Genomic DNA, 15,447 nt, shown 5'->3' with positions numbered 1-15,447 from the left:
CGTCCCGTTACCGACGCCGGAGCGCCAGCAACGCGAGCGCCGCCACCGCCAGCAGGACCGTCACCGTGGTAAAGCCCGGCCCGCCGCCGCCGGTCGTCGTGGTCGCCGTCGGCGTCGCGGTCGGACTCGCGGTGGCAGTGGCCGTCGGCGTCGCCGTCTCGGTCGGCGTCTCCTCGGCGGCCGGTTCGACGCCCTCGACGGTAGCCGTCGTCGAGAGACCGTCGCTCGCCGCTTCGAAGGTCACGTTCCCAGCGGACTCGACCGGCACGACGGCCATCCCGGATTCGTCGGTCGTGCCGACGACTGCGCCGTCCTGCGTGACGTTGACGTTCCCGACGGTATCGCCGTACTCGTCGGTCAGTCGGAGACGGACCGTCTCACCGACGACGACCCGCTGATTGTCCGGGACGAGCGAGAGCGACGGCGTCCGCCGGATGGTCACGTCGATGGAGCGGTTGTCCTCGCGGACGACGAGACGGCGGTCGGCCGTCTCGTACTCGTCTTTCGTCACCCTGAGGTCGTAGTCGTCGTTGACCGGGACGCTGATGGTCGCCTGCCCGTTCGAGAGGGTCTGGACCGTTCCGGCGCCCGAGACGGTGACCGAGGCGTTCCGGACCGCCTGTGGCTCTTCGAAGTGGTCGTCCGTGACCGTGACCGTGACGAGCGCCGACCCCTCTTCGAGCGTGGCCGTCGGCGTCGCACCGTTCCGGATAGTCACCTGCGTCCGGTTGCGGAAGAAGCCGTCTTTCGAGACGACGAGTCGGTACTCGCCGCTCTCGATTTCGGGCGTTCTGACCGTTCCGTTCTCGCGCGTTCGCTGGTCCGTGATGAATCGGCCGTCGCTGTACAGTTGAACGCGGGCGTCCGAGACAGCCTCACCGGCCGTGTCACGGACGGTAATGCGTGCTCTCGCGATGCGTGCCACGTCGATTTCGACGGTGCGGGCGGAGGCGTTCTCGACGGTGAACGGCTGATTTCGGATGTACTCGTCGTCGGTGACGCGGATGGTTACGTCCGCGCCCTCGGGCACGTCGACGAGGGCCTGCCCGTTCGAGCGCGTCGTCTCGTTGACCGGGCCGCCCTCGCCGCCGTCCCACGTCGCCGAGAGGTCCACGTCCCCGACCGGGTCACCGTTCTGGTCGACGACGGTGACGGTGAGCGTCGTCTGTTCTTGCTGGGCGGCCGCGCCGCCGGTGAAGGCGAGCGCGAGCGTTCCCGTGAGCGCGACGACACAGAGGGCTATCGACAACCGTGACCGGGCCATAGTGATCGTAAAGGCGTCGAGCGAGTAACAGTATGTTCGGCTTATTCGCGAAAAGGGACGCCTTCGCGGCGGTCAGCGTCCCCGGTCGGTGTTCGCCGCGACCAGTCGCTCGACTTCCGCCGGTTCGATAGGCGTCAGCGGGCCCGGCATGGTCCGGGCCAGCGCCGCCGCGGCGCTCCCGTGCGCCAGCGCCTCGTCGGTCGGCGCGCCGTCGATGAGTTGCTGGAGGACAGCGCCGACCAACACGTCGTGCTGTCGGGCGTCGTCGACCGGCGGGCCCGTCTCGATGGCGTCCTGTTCGTGGAGGACGTTGTCGTGATAGGCGACGACGCCGTGTTCGCTCCGGGTGAGGACGACCCGGGAGAAGTCGTAGTCGGCGGCGATGGTGTGGACGAGTTCGCGGGGCCGCCCCGTCCGGTCGAAGACGGCCTTCGCCTGCTCCTCGTTGGCAAAGAGGAGGTCGACGGCGTCGAAGAGGTCCGAGAGGGTGTCGTGGGCCTCCTCGGCGCTCCAGAGGCCGGGGTGGAAATCGAGGTCCAGCGCCCGGATACCTCCGGCCGCCCGGAGCAACGCGCCCGTCGTGTCCGCCGCCGTCTCCGAGAGTGCCGCCGTCGACCCGGCGGTAAACACCACGTCGGCCTCCTGAATCTGTCCCATCGGGAGTTCGCCGGGCCGCAGCGTCCCCATCGCCGTGTCGCCGCGGTCCTGAAGCAGTCGGTCTTCGCGTGGCGCGGCGGCCGCCTCGTGGAAGGTCAGCCCTTGTCGGCCGTCCTCGGGGTCCGCCCAGACCACGTCCGTTTCGAGTCCGTGTTCGTGGAGTTCGGCGACGACGCGCCGACCCAGCGGCGTGTCGGGGAGTTTCGAGAACCAGACGGCATCGCCGCCCAGGCGACTCGCCGTGGCCGCGACGGTACTGGCCGCGCCGTCCGCGCGGAGGCCGACGTTTCGGGCGGTCTCGAAGCGTTGTCCGTCCGGCGGCGAGAATCGGAGGGCCGTCTCACCGAAGGTCACCAGCGACATACGCCACCCATCGGGAGACTACGATTTAGTTCAACCGGCTCTCTCGTCGACATTTTCCCCTCAGTCCCGTCGGCCGCCGTGGCCGGGATAGTCCCGCTCGAACCGGTCTTCGAGTTCCGTGCGGTCGATTTCGATGACCGTCGGTCGACCGTGCGGGCAGGCGTAGGGGTTCTCGCAGTCGTCCAGCGCCGCGAGCAGGTCCCGCACGGACCCTTCGGTCAGCGAGGTGTTGCCCGTCACGGAAGGGTAGCACGCGAGGTCACCGAGCAGTTCGTCGGCCGCCTCCTCGACGGTACTCGCGGCCTCGCTCTCGCCCTCGACGAACGCGGCGAGAACGTCTCGGACGATGTCGGGACCGGCGGCGTCGGCGATGACGCCCGGCAGGGTCCGGACCTCGACGGTTCGCTCGCCCGTCCGGGCAGTGTGGAAACCGAGACTCGCCAGCGCGTCGCTCCGAGCCTCGAAGACGGCGGCTTCCCGGGCAGTGAGTTCCAGTTCGACCGGGTCCGCGAGCGCTTGGGTCGTCGTCTCGCCCGCGAACTCGGCCTGCAACCGCTCGTAGTTCACTCGTTCGTCCGCGGCGTGTTGGTCGACGAGGACGAGGCCGTCGGCCGTCTCCGCGACGACGTACGTCTCGTGTAACTGTCCGAGGACGCGCATCGACGGGAGGCGGTCGTGGCTGGTCGTCGGCGTCTCGCCGTCCTCGCCCAAGCGGGCCTGTTCGTGACCGCCAGAGAACTTTCGGTCCGGCGCTGTCGAATCCGTGTCGGGCGCGGGCGTCTCCCCGTCGCGTTCGCTCGGGCCACGGTCGTCCGTGTCGGCCGCCCCCTCGGTCGTCGCCGCGCCGTCGCTCGCGGTCCACTCGCTCCCGGTTCGACCCGAAGCGGTGGTGTCGTCCGGCGACGGCGTCTCGCTCTCTGTCACGGGCCGGGACGCGTCCGCCCGGTCGGTAGCCGTGGCGGCCGTCGCGCGGTCGTCACTCGACGACGCCGTACCGTCGTTGCTACCATGTGCCGCGTCCGCACCGCCCCGCGACGGCGAAATCTCCGTCTGTTCGGGCTGTGACCGCCCGCGCGGGGCCGACGAGCGGAGCAGTCCCTCCCGCAGGAGGGCATCCTCGACGGCGGTCCGAACCTGCTCGCGCACCCCGTCGGCGTCGGCGAATCGAACCTCCATCTTCCGGGGGTGAACGTTCACGTCCACGTCGCCCGCGGGCATCTCCAAGAACAGGACCGCGAAGGGGTAGCGGTCCGGCGCGATTTGGGTCCCGTAGGCGTCGATGACGGCGTCGTGGGCCGTCTTCGCGCGGACGTACCGGCCGTTGACGTACGTCGAGAGGTACTCCCGCCCGGCGCGGGTCGTCTCGGGGTGCGAGACGAGGCCGGAGACGCCCGATAGCGGGCCGTCGGGCAGGTCCTCCCCGTCGTTCCGCAGGTCGCTTCGCTCCCCGCTCCACCGGTCCCCGGGGCTAACGCCCGCGCGGACCGCGATCATGGATTGTGCCACCTCCCGGCCGTAGACGGACATGACCGTCCCCCGCAGGTCGCCCTGCCCCGTCGTCGCGAACGTCTCGCGGCCGTCGTGCGAGAGCGAGACGGCCACGTCGGGGTTCGCCAGCGCGTAACTCGTCGCGATGGTGTTGACGTGGGCGAACTCCGTCGAGTCCTGTTTCAGGTACTTCCGGCGGGCGGGGACGTTGTAGAACAGGTCGTCGACTTCGATGGTGGTCCCCTCGGGACATCCGGCAGGACCCACGCTGGTGACCTCGCCGCCCTCGACGACGAGTTCCGTGCCCACGTCGCCCCCTCGCGGTCGTGTCGTGACCGTCAGTCGCGAGACGGCCCCGATGGCGTGGAGGGCCTCGCCGCGGAATCCGAGGGTCCCGACGCCACCCTCTAAATCGTCGATGTCCCGAATCTTCGAGGTGGTGTGTTGCTCGACGGCGCGTTCGACCGACTCGCGGTCCATCCCGACGCCGTCGTCGGTGACGCGAATCCCCTCGCGGCCGCCGCTCTCGACGGCCACCGAGACGCGGTTCGCGTCGGCGTCGATGGCGTTCTCGACGAGTTCCTTCACGACCGAGGCCGGTCGCTCGACGACTTCGCCCGCCGCGATGCGCTCGACGGTGCGCTCGTCGAGTTGCTGGATGTCCGTCATGGCGTCCCCCGCATAGTCGTTGGCGGTAGTGGACGGGGCGACTTGAGACTGTCCACGCGACCGTGCAAATAGTTAACACGATACAGCACTCACAGTCGAGTGGTGGGACACCATGTGCTTCGAGCGCGGACGGACACCGAACTGGCGAGAAGCGCGCGACGAACGCGCGGAGCAGACGGAGCGAGCGGACGAGGCCGACGCGGAGCCCGAGGAATTACCGACGTTCCTCAACGAGAGAGGCGGTGACCTCTCCGTGCTGACCGACGGCGGTGACGGCGCGGCCGACGGCGGCTAGCGAGCCGTCGATTTTTCCGCGTACGGGCGCCTCCGAACCGTAGAATCAAGTGTTCGCGTAGCGACAGCCACGGCAACAGCAAGCCATGGAACAGTACGACCAACTCTATCGGCTCTACGAGACGGTAGACACGGAGACGCTCCGCGCGTATCAGGAGTTCGTCGACCTCTTTCCCCCGCTCAGTTCACCCATCGCGTTAGACCAGTGGGAGACGGCCCGCGACGAACTCGACGAGCGAAAGGCCGACATCGCCGAGGAGTTCCCGGCGACGGGCGAGACGTACGCCGAGATAGCGGCGCGACTGACCCGCGAGGAGGCGTTCGCGGCGCTGGACCTCTTCTCGAAGTACGACCGCGCGGTGAACGTTCTCGTCTTGGACGTGGACGAGACACTCCGGTCGGCCGGGGACACGGACAACGAGATTCCCCGTGACACGCTGTATCTCCTCACGGAGTTCCACGAGCGGGGTATCCCCATCGTCGTCTGCACCGGCCAGACCTTAGAGAACGTGAAGGGGTTTCTGATTCAGGGACTCGGCAACGAAGTCGTCTCCTCGGGGTCGGTAAGCATCGTCTACGAGTCGGGTAACGGCGTGTTCACGCCGAACCACGGCCCGGACACGAAGCGGTTGCTGTACGAGCGCTTGGACGGCGTCGTCGTCGACGTGTTCGACGCCGTTCGCGGGCGTGCTCTCTCCGAAGCGCCCGACGACGTGCGCCACGGCTGTCACCTCCAAGGCAACGAGTTCAACGTCACCCTGAAACCCAACGCCGAAGTCGGCAGCGAGACGGCCGTCGAAATCGTCGACGAGGCGCTGTGTTACCTCTGTGGACTCGTCGGCGAGAGCGTCGCCGAGGCCACCGGGGCGGACGTGACCGACCCAGCGGGCGTCGCCCAGACCTTCTTCGCGAAGGACCCCGAGATTCGGGCCGTCCTCGAGGAGGCGGGCCGTTCGACCGACGCCGATGTAGCGGGCGCGCCGTCGGCGATGCTGGACGTGCTCGAACGCATCGACATCGGCTACTACGAGGGGGACGCGGCCGAACTCGTCAGCCTTGAACTCGCCAAGCCGACCGGCGTCGAGGAGGCGTTCGACGTGTTGGGCATCGACGACCCGTTCGCGCTGGTGATGGGCGACAGCAAGAGCGACCTGCGGGTGATGGAATGGCTGGCCGAGACGGACGCGGGACTGGCCGCCGCGCCGGACCACGCCTCGAAGGCCGTCTTAGACCACGTCAGGGCGCGCGACGACCTCGTCTACGAGGCCGGGCAGTCCAGTTCCGTCCTCCACATCGTCTACGGACTGGAACTGCTCGCGCGACTGGACGAACGCCGGTCCTGAGCGAACCGCGACCGCTCACTCGGTCACCGTCGCCAACGCCGCCGCGTCCTCGGTGACGACGGCCGCGAGCGTCCCCGTCTCTATCTGTCCGACCGTGACCACGGAGTAGGCGCTCCCGCCGTCGAACTCGATGGCCGACAGTTCCAGTTCGAGTCGGCCGCGGTCGTCCGGCCGGAGGCCCACGTCGTGTGTGCCCGGCCGGACGGGTCGGTACTCGCTGGCCTCCCGGAACCCCACGCCGTCGACGACGGCGGTGTCCCCGACGGTGAGCGCCACCGGGGGCGCGTCCGGCGACGTGTGGACGAGGCGGACCTGAGCCATCTCGTCGGAGACGTCGCCGGGGTCGTCGGTCAGCACCGTCGCCTCGATGTCGGTTATCAGCCCCGTCGCGAGGACCGTGTACGCAGTATTTTCCTTCAGAGGAATTCGGGTCGAGACGACGGTCGCGGTACTCCCCGCCGGTGCAATCGTCAATTTCTGGTCGCCGGGGTCGAACGGTTCGTAGTCGGTCACCGCGGCGTACTCGACGTTCTCGAACCGCGTCGCCCCGTCCACGGCCACGTCGACGTTCGGCGCGTCCGGACAGCAGTGTCCGATTCGCAGGTGTGCAGTGTCTCCCATAGCGTGCGCTCCGCCTATCCCGTCGCCGACGCCGGGTTTCGTTATTGACACGGTAGGCCGCCGGTAAGCCCGGAGAACCCGAGAGCGGCGCGCCGCCGACACCCACAACAGTTAGACCGTCGCTCGCCCTAGTCCGGCTATGTCCCTCGACACCGTGTTCGGGCAGGTTCCGGACCCGCAGTCGTACTCCTTCCCGGAGTACGCGCTCAGTCAAGGCGACCCGGTCCGACCCGTGGCGCTGACCGCGGACGAGTTGACGACGCTGTTGGACCTCTACGAGACGTTCGTCCGCGTCGACCCCAGCGGCGTCGACTCGAACCCCTTCTTCCGGGCCACAAGCGACTTCCTCAAGCAGACGTTCGGCACACCCCTGCAACGGCCCGACGACCAGTTACACGACGACATCGCGGCGATGCTCAACGACTTCTCGGACGACCTCGGAGGCGCGGAGTTGGGCGTCGTCGACGCCACCCCGGCCCACCACCGGACGCTGTACTTCTTCCTGACCAGTTGCAAGGCCTACCACCTCGCGCCGCACCTCCGGTTCGACCCCGACGAAGCGGCGGTCCAGACGCTGTACGACGTGTACGAGCGAGTTACCGAACAGGAGTTCTACCTGAAGCGGCCCAAGTCGGTCCTCGAATAGCCGCCGACGCCACCGAGCGACGGTACGCCCGGATTACGCCGCCAACCACTCATACCGATTCGGCCCCAAGCGACCGTATGGATAGCAACGAGGTGCGCCGCGCGTGGGACGCCGTCGCCGAGACGTACGCACGCAAGCGGGACCCCGGCGGGTCCGACGCCGCCCTCATCGACGACTTGCTCGCGGAACTGCCCGCCGACCCGGTCGTCCTCGACGTGGGATGCGGCGACGGCGCGCGGACGCTCGCCAACCTCCCGCCCGGAAGCGTCGGCCTCGACTTCTCGCGCCGCGGGCTGGAACTGGCGGCCGACACCGTCCCCGACGCCCGCCTCGTGCAGGGCGACATGACCGCCCTGCCCGTCGCCGACGACAGCGTCCACGGCATCACGGCCTACCACGCCGTCTTCCACGTCCCGCGTGACCGCCATCCCGACGTGTACCGCGAGTTCGCCCGCGTCCTCAGGCCCGACGGCGTCGTCCTGCTGACGCTCCCCGGCGGCCGCTTCGAGACGGTTCGGCGCGGATGGATGGGCGGGTCGATGTTCTTCTCCGCGCCGGGTCGACAGGCGACGCTAGACCAGTTGCGTGACGCGGGGTTCGGTGAGGTGTGGACCGCGACGGCCGACGACCCACTGGGCACCTCGACGGAGTTCGCGTTCGCGCGTCTCGGCTGACGCCGACAAGACACTTACCGCGCCCCTCGCAAACGCCGGGCATGGTCCACTGCCCTGAATGCGACACCGGTCTCGAAACCGCGGACGACATCGAGTTCGCGGAGATGGACGCCACCACCGGCTTCCTCGAAGCGTCCAAGCGGTTCTACGTCGCCAACTGTGCCGACTGCGGCGCGACCCTCGGGAGCGGCGTCGCGGGCGCGAAAGCCGGTGGCGGCGGCGCGGTGTAGCACCGCGACAAGATATTTACCACATCCATCGCAACGCAAGGTATGGTCCACTGCCCTGAATGCGACGCGACCCTCGATGCGAAAGACGACGTGGAGTTCGTCGAGATGGACGCCACCACCGGCTTCTTCAAAGCCTCCAAGCGGTTCTATCTGGTCGCCTGCAACGACTGCGGCGCGGCCATCGGCAGCGGCGTCGCCGGTGCGAAGGCCTGACCAGTCCGTCGACGACTCACGCCGCCGATGCGTCCGCCAGCCCTCTCACGAGCGGTGCGTATTTCCGGTAGGGCATCCTACATTTCGCCATGGCGCTCGACGTTCCAGTTCCCGACCCGCCCTCGCTTCGCGGCCCGCAACCGCGGGGCGAGTACGAGAGCATCGACGTTCCGGCGACGGAACCGGACGACGACTACCGGCGCGAGGAAATCGCCGAGGTGCTCGCCAGCGGCGCGTGGGCCGACGGGTTCGAGGAGTGGACGACCGGAACCGGCCTGACCGACGCCGACTTCGCCGTCGTCCTCGACCACGGCCTCGTCGAGGAGTTCGACTTCTACTGGGAACCGGCGACCGACGACGTGGGCTACCGCGCGCCGACGCTCCCCGACGCCGCCCGCGCGGACCTCACGACGAGCGACGTTGACGAAATCGAGTCGGAGCTGGACTCGCTGGGCCGGGTCGTCTCGGAGACGCTGGAGAACGACTACCTCCAGCGCGACGACGAGACGTTCGGCTTCTTCGACGACGAGGCACCCGAAGACGCGTTCGACTACGAGGAGTGACGGCAAGGGCTACCCGCATCGGGCACCGAGAGACGAGAGATGGGGACACGGGACGGCGATACGGACGACGACACCTCCCGACGGAACCGCGCGTCCTTGGCCGTCGCCGTCGGCCTGACGGTGCTCGGTCTGGGGATGGTGGGCGGCATCACGTACGCGGCGCTCACGACCAGCGTCACGCCCGCCGACTACGAGGCCGCCGTCGGGAACTGTGCCGAACTGGCGGGCGAGACTCGCCTCGTCGACGGTGGCCTCGGGATGGAGCGCGTGACCCTGACCGACCGCCACGTCAGGGCCTGCGAGAACACCACCTTCGAGGAGTACCGCCGACAGCGGCGACAGTCGCTGCGAACGACGCCAATCGGGGCGGGACAGTTCTTCGCCTACGGCGGCGTCGGCGTCCTGCTGGCGGGCCTCGGCGCCGTTCTCGTCCGGCAGGAGGTCCGCGCTTCGCGGTGACGACGGTTCGGCCTCGGCCGAAGTAACACTCATCCGCGACGGTCGCCTATCGTTACGTGCAATTGACAGACAACGACCCATTCGACGACCTCGACATCCCCGAAGACCCCACCGCCGATTTAGACCGCGCGACACAGCGACTGACCGTCCGCACTGAGGAGCGGCGGTACGGCAAGAAGATGGTCGTCATCGAGGGATTCGAGGACGGCGTTGACAGCCAATCGCTCGCCTCGGAACTGAAGTCCGCGCTCGGGACCGGCGGGACAGTCAAGGAGGGACACATCGAGATTCAGGGCGACCACGCGAAGCGCGTCCGCGAACTGCTCGAAGCGAAGGGGTATCAGGTCGCCTGACCACTCATTCGCCGTCGAGTTCGGCCTGCCACTCCTGGACTTTCGCCAGCAACTCGACTGGCGGCGTCTCGTTCACGTCGAGGTCCCGCAACTCCTCGAGTACCGCTTCCGTCTCGGCATCCAGCGTTTCGCCGCGTTCCCCGTCCGTGCTGGCGTCGGGATTCCCGTCGGTCTCGACTCGCTCGCTTTGTCCGCCAGTCGCGAACTGACCCGACGAGAGGTCGAACACCGCTTGGGTAGTGCCGCCCTCGCCCGTACTGCCCCGCACCTCGATGGCTTTGTCGTCGCGCAGTCGGTCGAGGACCTCCTGTGAGCGCTCGACGACGGGTTCCGGAACGCCCGCCAGGTCGGCGACGTGAACCCCGTACGAGCGGTTCGTCGGCCCGTCTCTGACCGTCCGAAGGAAGGTGACATCGCCGTCGCTCTCGTCGGCGGCGACGTGGACGTTCTGAACGGTATCGAGCGAGTCGCCCAGGGAGGTGAGTTCGTGATAGTGGGTGGCGAACAGCGTTTTACACCGTATCCGCGTCGAGATGTACTCCACGGCGGCCCACGCAATCGAAATCCCGTCGAACGTCGCCGTCCCCCGGCCCACCTCGTCCAGAATCACGAGGGAGTCCTCGGTGGCCGAGTGCAGGATGTTCGACAGTTCCTGCATCTCGACCATGAACGTCGAGCGGCCCTGCGCGAGTTCGTCCAAGGCACCGACACGCGTGTAGATGCCGTCGACGACGCCCACCGTGGCCGCCCGGGCGGGGACGAAACTCCCCGTCTGCGCCAGCAACGTGATGAGCGCGGCCTGTCGCATGTAGGTGGACTTCCCGCTCATGTTCGGGCCGGTGACGACGAGGAACTGCCGGTCGCGGTCCATGTAGAGGTCGTTCGGGACGAACTCGGTGGTCTGTTCGACGACGGGGTGACGGCCCGCGTCGATGGCGAGTTCGTCGCCGTCCGTGACCTCGGGCCGGGACCAGTCGTTCTCGACGGCGTGGACGGCCAGCGAGGCCAGCGCGTCCACCTCCGCGAGCGTCCGCCCCACGTCCTGTAGGAGGGGCGCGTGCTCGGCGACGCGCGCCCGGAGGTCCTCGAACAGCTCGTACTCCATGTCGTGGCGGCGCTCTTCGAGTCGCAGGACGGCCCGCTCCTTCTCGTCGAGTTCCGGAATCGTGTAGCGCTTGGAGTTTTTCAGCGTCTTTATCTCCTCGTACTCGTCGGGGACGCTGTCCGTCTCGGACTTTCCGACCTGGATGTAGTAGCCGTCGGTCTTGTTGCGGTCGACCGAGAGGTGGGTGATTCCGGTCCGGTCTTTCTCGCGCCGTGGCAGGGTCTCCAGCCACTCCAAGGCGGCCTCGTGGTCGTCGATGACGGCGTCCAGCGAGTCGTCGTACCCGTATCGGAACAGGTCGCCCTGCGTGACGGTTCCCGGCGGGTCCGAGACGAGGGCGTCGTCGAGGTCGGCGGCCAGCGACGCGGCGGCCTCGCGGTCGGCCCCCGAGAGCGCGTCGGCCAGCGGCGAGTCGGCCAGTCGCTCGGTCTGGGCGACGGCGTCGGCGACCTGCGGGAGGAGCGCCAGCGTCTCCTGTGCGGCCCGCAAGTCTCGCCCGTCGGCGGTCCCGGAGGTCGCTCGGGAGGCGAGGCGTTCGAGGTCGTAGGCGTCCGAGAGCGTCTCGCGAATCGTCTCGCGGGCCATCGCCTCACGGGTCAGCGCCGCGACGGCGGCTTGACGGCGCTGGAGTTCGCCGCGGTCACGGCGGGGGCGCTGTAGCCAGCGGCGGAGGAGGCGGCCACCGGCGGCGGTGACCGTGTGGTCGACGGTGTCGAACAGCGACCCCGATTTGTCGCCCTGCATCGTCTCGGTGAGTTCGAGGTTCCGCTGTGTCGTCGCGTCCAGCGCGACGTGTTCGCGCGCGCCGTAGGCCTGCAGGCGGGTGACGGCGGCGAGCGTCCCGACGCCCGTCTCCTCGACGTACGCGAGGACGGCCCCCGCGGCGGCGATAGCGGCGTCGTCGTCGGCGATACCGACGCTGTCGAGCGTCTCCGCGCCGAAGTGCTGGCGCACGCGGTGGCGGGCGCGGCCCGGTTCGAACGACGCAGACGCGTGGAGGGTGACGGCCGCGTCAGAGCGCTCGGCGAGGCGGTCCAGGAAGTCGTCGTCGTTTCTGAGGTCCGGGCCGGGAAGCACCTCGGCGGGCGCGAACGTGTACAGTTCCGTCAACACCGCGCCCACGTCGGCGGCGTCCAGTTGCGTGACCTGAAACTGGCCCGTCGTCACGTCGGCGAACGCGAGGCCGTAGTCGTCGCCGTCCCGGCCCGAGTGGCGGACGACGGCCGCGAGGTACTGGGCGGATGCGTCACCCGTCTCTAAGTGCGTCCCCGGGGTGACGACGCGCGTAATCTCGCGTGCGTGGCCGTCCGCCGTCTCGTGTTGGTCGGCGACGGCGACCCGGTAGCCCCGTTCGACCAGCGCAGAGACGTACGGCGTCAGGTCGGCGACTGGGACGCCCGCCATCGGGTACGACGACCCGTGGGAGGACTTCTGGCTCACTTTCAGGTCCAACTCCTCGGCCACCAGTTCCGCGTCGTCGCCGAAAAACTCGTAGAAGTCCCCGCACTGCATCGTCAGAATGTCGGCGTCGGTCTCCTCTTTGAGCGAGAGGAACTCCCCGACGATACCCGTCGCCTCGGTCATATCCCCCAGTCTGTGTCTCCCCGGGGTAAGGATTGCGGGAGCGCCTGCGGGAAGAGGGCGGTGACCGTCGGCCGCCCGACCGAGGACGCAATAGCCCTCAGTAGCCGTATATAGACCGGAGCGCACCGAAAACACCATTTGGCGGGATACGGTACGGTCGCGTATCTTCCGGCGCGGTGGCTCGCCGCCCGGAACGTCCCAACCATGACCGACACATTCCGCGTCGCCTTCGTCTGTGTACAGAACGCCGGTCGCTCCCAGATGTCGACCGCATTCGCCGAGCGAGAGGTGGCCGAGCGCAGCCTCGACGGCCGCGTCGAAATCGTCACCGGCGGGACCGACCCCGCGGACCACGTCCACCCCGAAGTGGTCGAGATAATGCGGGAACTCGACATCGACCTCTCGGACCGAACTCCTCGCGAAGTCTCGACCGCCGAACTGGAGGCGTGCGACATCGTCGCGACGATGGGATGTTCGACGCTCTCGCTGGACGCCGACGTGGAGGTCCGCGACTGGGCGCTCTCGGACCCCGACGGCCGGGACACAGCGGCGGTGCGGGAGATTCGCGACGACATCCGCGAACGTGTCGCGACGGTCTTCGACGACATCGAAGCCCGGGTAGAGGCCGCATAGGCGGTCAGCTATATCAACCGGGGGCCGGTATGAAGTGATAATGCGCGTGGCGCACCGGGGGTGGGTCGCGGTGGCTGTCGCACTCTTGCTCGTGGGGACTGCCATCGGCCCGGCGATGGCCGTCGCCGACGCGACGCCGCCGACGCGGGACGCGGTTCGAGAGCCAGCGCCCGCTGCGGTTCGCTCGTCCGAGACCGCCGGTGCGACGGCACCGACCGCACAGATGGACGCCGCGGTTGCGACCGGAGAGATGACACGGCCAGCGACCGCCGTCTCCCGACGGCCGTCGGCGGCGACGTTCCAGCAACTCGACGAGAGCGACGTTATCCGACAGACCCAGACGTACGCGTTGACCCCCGAGCGACCGGGCGACGTGTCGGTAGCGCTGGCCTACGAGATACCCGACCGCGTGGTGGGACTGACCACTGCGATGCCCGAGAACGCGACGATTACCGGATGGGACGGGTTCACCCGCGTCAACGAAACCCACTTCCGGTGGGACGGGAACACCCCGACGGCGACCATCGACTTCCGCATCGACCCCAACCGCACCGTCGACCGAAGCGGCCTCGAAACCGCCGACGGGGAGTACGTCGCCGCCGACGCGGGCGAGTGGGCGCTCATCAGCCGGTCGCGGACACCGACGGGATGGCGCTACATCGGACAGGACCCCGTCGTCTTCGAGCAGAACGTGACGACCGACGGACCGGGGGCCGCGGGCGACCAACTCGTCTACCTCGGTCCCGTCCAGACGTACGAGCGGACGGCCAACGAGCAGACGTTCCGGTTGGCGGTGCCCGAACGGGCGACTCTCACGGAGTCACCCGACGAGATACTCGACTCGCTGACCAACGCCTCGGACGCCCTGCGGGTGGGCGACCGCGACGAGACGGTGTTCGTCGTCGCCGCGCCGACCGGCGAGGTGGCCTGGGGCGTCCGGGGCCTCGAAACCGGCGGCTCGGATTTCTGGGTGCGAGACGCCGAACGCCTCGACACCGCCGAGAACGTCTGGATTCACGAGTACGTCCACACGAGACAGACATTCGAGACGACCAGGGGCACGCGCTGGCTCACCGAGGGGACGGCCGTGTACTACGCGGCGATGCTCACGCTCGAACAGGAGCGCATCGACTTCGCGGCGTTCCGGGACACCCTCGCAGACGGCCAGCGAGACGTCTACGCCGACGTGGTGCTGGCGGACCCGGCGACGTGGACGGCCAACGCCAACTACGTCAAGGGACCGCTGGTGGCCGGGCGCATCGACGGCGAGATACGGACGACCACCGAGAGCGAGTCGACCTTTCAGGAGACGGTCAGGGTGCTGAACGGGGTGAACCAGCCGGTGACACAGGAGGTGTTGCTGGCGTCCGTCGAACGGTCGGGCGACGTCGAGTCCCGCGCCGAGGCGCGGGAGTACACCCAGACCACCTCGCCGGTGACGATGTGGAACGAGACGTACCACGCCCGCGTGTTCGGCCAGCTCCCGGCCCGCATCGGCTACTCGCTCCCCGACGCCGACGGGAGCGGCTACCACGTGAGCGGCCCCTACCGGACGACCAACGTGACCGACACCACGCCGATACGGCTGGCGACCGGCGAGACGCTGACCGTCGACGCGCTGGTGAGCAACGCCGGGGGGACCGAGGGCACCTACAACGCGACGCTCGACATCAACGGGACGGCCGTGACGACCGAACGGGGTCGCATCGCGCCCAGCACGCAACTCGTCGTACCGCTCTCCCAGACGTTCGTCACGCCCGGCACCTACACGCTGAGCGTCGACGGCGACAACGTCACCGTCGTCGTCGAACGGCCCGCTCGGGCGACGGTCACCGACATCGAGGTGAGTTCCACGACAGCGACCCAGGGCGGGTCGGTGGTCGTCACCGCGACGGTCGAAAACGACGCCGCGGTCCCCGCGACCGGCACCGTCGTCTTCACGCGGAACTACCAGCAGGTGAGCGAGCGGACCGTGTACCTCCCGCCGGAGAACACGACCCGGGTGTCGAGCGGTATCGACCTCCCGCAGGCGGGCGACGTGGTCGTCTCGGCGGGGACGGCGATGCCGGTGTCTATCACCGTCGCGCCGTCGAACACGAGCGACCCGACGCCGACGGCGACGACCACCACGACGCCCACGGAATCCGGAACCACCGACGCCGACGGTCCCGGATTCACCGCCGCCACCGCCGCTCTCGCGGTCGTTCTCGCATTGGTCGGCCTCCTCGCACGGCGGCGGTGACACTCGTTCCTCACCCGCCGACCCGAGGGCCACGTCTTAGTACCAC

General features: G+C 68.6%; 16 protein-coding genes. 11 read left to right on the top strand and 5 right to left on the bottom strand.

Annotation, left to right across the window (positions count from 1 at the left end; genetic code table 11):
• Window positions 1-7 precede the first annotated feature (7 nt).
• The 3 genes from NJQ44_RS03775 to mutL all read right to left on the bottom strand — a co-directional run bounded on the left by NJQ44_RS03775 (window position 8) and on the right by mutL (window position 4,441).
• Entirely contained in the window at window positions 8-1,264 is a 1,257-nt protein-coding gene (locus NJQ44_RS03775; protein ID WP_254273347.1) for a carboxypeptidase-like regulatory domain-containing protein, read from the bottom strand.
• A 72-nt stretch (window positions 1,265-1,336) separates the two neighbouring features.
• Entirely contained in the window at window positions 1,337-2,284 is a 948-nt protein-coding gene (locus NJQ44_RS03770) for a PfkB family carbohydrate kinase (RefSeq protein ID WP_254273346.1), read from the bottom strand.
• A 60-nt stretch (window positions 2,285-2,344) separates the two neighbouring features.
• A complete protein-coding gene (mutL, locus tag NJQ44_RS03765) occupies window positions 2,345-4,441 on the bottom strand; it encodes a DNA mismatch repair endonuclease MutL (protein WP_254273345.1) in 2,097 nt (698 codons plus the stop codon).
• Window positions 4,442-4,553: 112 nt separating this feature from the next.
• Between mutL and NJQ44_RS03760 the strand changes: the two genes are divergently transcribed.
• Together NJQ44_RS03760 and NJQ44_RS03755 are read left to right on the top strand one after the other, a co-directional pair.
• Complete coding sequence (locus NJQ44_RS03760; RefSeq protein ID WP_254273344.1) at window positions 4,554-4,736, top strand: hypothetical protein; 183 nt, start codon at window positions 4,554-4,556, stop codon at window positions 4,734-4,736.
• An 85-nt stretch (window positions 4,737-4,821) separates the two neighbouring features.
• Window positions 4,822-6,078, top strand: a complete 1,257-nt coding sequence (locus tag NJQ44_RS03755) for an HAD family hydrolase (RefSeq protein WP_254273343.1) — start codon at window positions 4,822-4,824, stop codon at window positions 6,076-6,078.
• Between the two features lie 15 nt (window positions 6,079-6,093).
• Here the strand turns inward: NJQ44_RS03755 and NJQ44_RS03750 are convergent, their stop codons facing one another.
• The gene (locus tag NJQ44_RS03750) at window positions 6,094-6,699 is read right to left on the bottom strand and encodes a DUF4397 domain-containing protein (protein ID WP_254273342.1); all 606 of its coding nucleotides are present in this window, start codon (window positions 6,697-6,699) and stop codon (window positions 6,094-6,096) included.
• A 139-nt stretch (window positions 6,700-6,838) separates the two neighbouring features.
• Here NJQ44_RS03750 and NJQ44_RS03745 point away from each other — a divergent pair, with 139 nt between their 5' ends.
• The 7 genes from NJQ44_RS03745 (at window position 6,839) to NJQ44_RS03715 (ending at window position 9,837) form a co-directional block, all read left to right on the top strand.
• Window positions 6,839-7,345, top strand: a complete 507-nt coding sequence (locus tag NJQ44_RS03745) for a hypothetical protein (RefSeq protein ID WP_254273341.1) — start codon at window positions 6,839-6,841, stop codon at window positions 7,343-7,345.
• A 77-nt stretch (window positions 7,346-7,422) separates the two neighbouring features.
• On the top strand, window positions 7,423-8,019 hold the full coding sequence (locus NJQ44_RS03740; protein WP_254273340.1) for a class I SAM-dependent methyltransferase: 597 nt from the start codon (window positions 7,423-7,425) through the stop codon (window positions 8,017-8,019).
• Between the two features lie 41 nt (window positions 8,020-8,060).
• On the top strand, window positions 8,061-8,249 hold the full coding sequence (locus NJQ44_RS03735) for a hypothetical protein (RefSeq protein WP_254273339.1): 189 nt from the start codon (window positions 8,061-8,063) through the stop codon (window positions 8,247-8,249).
• A 42-nt stretch (window positions 8,250-8,291) separates the two neighbouring features.
• A complete protein-coding gene (locus NJQ44_RS03730) occupies window positions 8,292-8,462 on the top strand; it encodes a hypothetical protein (RefSeq protein ID WP_254273338.1) in 171 nt (56 codons plus the stop codon).
• An 89-nt stretch (window positions 8,463-8,551) separates the two neighbouring features.
• Window positions 8,552-9,025, top strand: a complete 474-nt coding sequence (locus NJQ44_RS03725; protein ID WP_254273337.1) for a DUF7992 family protein — start codon at window positions 8,552-8,554, stop codon at window positions 9,023-9,025.
• 39 nt (window positions 9,026-9,064) lie between these two features.
• Window positions 9,065-9,484: a hypothetical protein gene (locus NJQ44_RS03720; RefSeq protein ID WP_254273336.1), complete on the top strand. Its 420-nt coding sequence runs from the start codon at window positions 9,065-9,067 to the stop codon at window positions 9,482-9,484.
• Window positions 9,485-9,540: 56 nt separating this feature from the next.
• Complete coding sequence (locus NJQ44_RS03715; RefSeq protein WP_431357782.1) at window positions 9,541-9,837, top strand: SUI1 family translation initiation factor; 297 nt, start codon at window positions 9,541-9,543, stop codon at window positions 9,835-9,837.
• Between the two features lie 4 nt (window positions 9,838-9,841).
• Here NJQ44_RS03715 and mutS read toward each other — a convergent pair whose 3' ends face one another.
• The gene (gene mutS / locus NJQ44_RS03710; RefSeq protein WP_254273335.1) at window positions 9,842-12,526 is read right to left on the bottom strand and encodes a DNA mismatch repair protein MutS; all 2,685 of its coding nucleotides are present in this window, start codon (window positions 12,524-12,526) and stop codon (window positions 9,842-9,844) included.
• Between the two features lie 204 nt (window positions 12,527-12,730).
• Between mutS and NJQ44_RS03705 the strand changes: the two genes are divergently transcribed.
• Both NJQ44_RS03705 and NJQ44_RS03700 read left to right on the top strand, forming a co-directional pair.
• Window positions 12,731-13,159 carry an arsenate-mycothiol transferase ArsC gene (locus NJQ44_RS03705; protein ID WP_254273334.1) on the top strand — a complete coding sequence of 143 codons (429 nt, stop codon included), beginning with the start codon at window positions 12,731-12,733 and terminating at the stop codon, window positions 13,157-13,159.
• A gap of 40 nt (window positions 13,160-13,199) precedes the next feature.
• A complete protein-coding gene (locus tag NJQ44_RS03700) occupies window positions 13,200-15,401 on the top strand; it encodes a hypothetical protein (RefSeq protein WP_254273333.1) in 2,202 nt (733 codons plus the stop codon).
• Window positions 15,402-15,447: the final 46 nt, after the last annotated feature.

The organism is Haloarcula marina (assembly GCF_024218775.1).
Lineage (GTDB): Archaea > Halobacteriota > Halobacteria > Halobacteriales > Haloarculaceae > Haloarcula > Haloarcula marina.
This window is presented reverse-complemented; position numbering and strand designations above follow the sequence as displayed.

Coding starts and splice junctions, on each gene's coding strand:
- NJQ44_RS03775 (WP_254273347.1), bottom strand. CDS start 1,264: ATGGCCCGGTCACGGTTGTCGATAGCCCTCTGTGTCGTCGCGCTCACG.
- NJQ44_RS03770 (WP_254273346.1), bottom strand. CDS start 2,284: ATGTCGCTGGTGACCTTCGGTGAGACGGCCCTCCGATTCTCGCCGCCG.
- mutL (WP_254273345.1), bottom strand. CDS start 4,441: ATGACGGACATCCAGCAACTCGACGAGCGCACCGTCGAGCGCATCGCG.
- NJQ44_RS03760 (WP_254273344.1), top strand. CDS start 4,554: ATGTGCTTCGAGCGCGGACGGACACCGAACTGGCGAGAAGCGCGCGAC.
- NJQ44_RS03755 (WP_254273343.1), top strand. CDS start 4,822: ATGGAACAGTACGACCAACTCTATCGGCTCTACGAGACGGTAGACACG.
- NJQ44_RS03750 (WP_254273342.1), bottom strand. CDS start 6,699: ATGGGAGACACTGCACACCTGCGAATCGGACACTGCTGTCCGGACGCG.
- NJQ44_RS03745 (WP_254273341.1), top strand. CDS start 6,839: ATGTCCCTCGACACCGTGTTCGGGCAGGTTCCGGACCCGCAGTCGTAC.
- NJQ44_RS03740 (WP_254273340.1), top strand. CDS start 7,423: ATGGATAGCAACGAGGTGCGCCGCGCGTGGGACGCCGTCGCCGAGACG.
- NJQ44_RS03735 (WP_254273339.1), top strand. CDS start 8,061: ATGGTCCACTGCCCTGAATGCGACACCGGTCTCGAAACCGCGGACGAC.
- NJQ44_RS03730 (WP_254273338.1), top strand. CDS start 8,292: ATGGTCCACTGCCCTGAATGCGACGCGACCCTCGATGCGAAAGACGAC.
- NJQ44_RS03725 (WP_254273337.1), top strand. CDS start 8,552: ATGGCGCTCGACGTTCCAGTTCCCGACCCGCCCTCGCTTCGCGGCCCG.
- NJQ44_RS03720 (WP_254273336.1), top strand. CDS start 9,065: ATGGGGACACGGGACGGCGATACGGACGACGACACCTCCCGACGGAAC.
- mutS (WP_254273335.1), bottom strand. CDS start 12,526: ATGACCGAGGCGACGGGTATCGTCGGGGAGTTCCTCTCGCTCAAAGAG.
- NJQ44_RS03705 (WP_254273334.1), top strand. CDS start 12,731: ATGACCGACACATTCCGCGTCGCCTTCGTCTGTGTACAGAACGCCGGT.
- NJQ44_RS03700 (WP_254273333.1), top strand. CDS start 13,200: ATGCGCGTGGCGCACCGGGGGTGGGTCGCGGTGGCTGTCGCACTCTTG.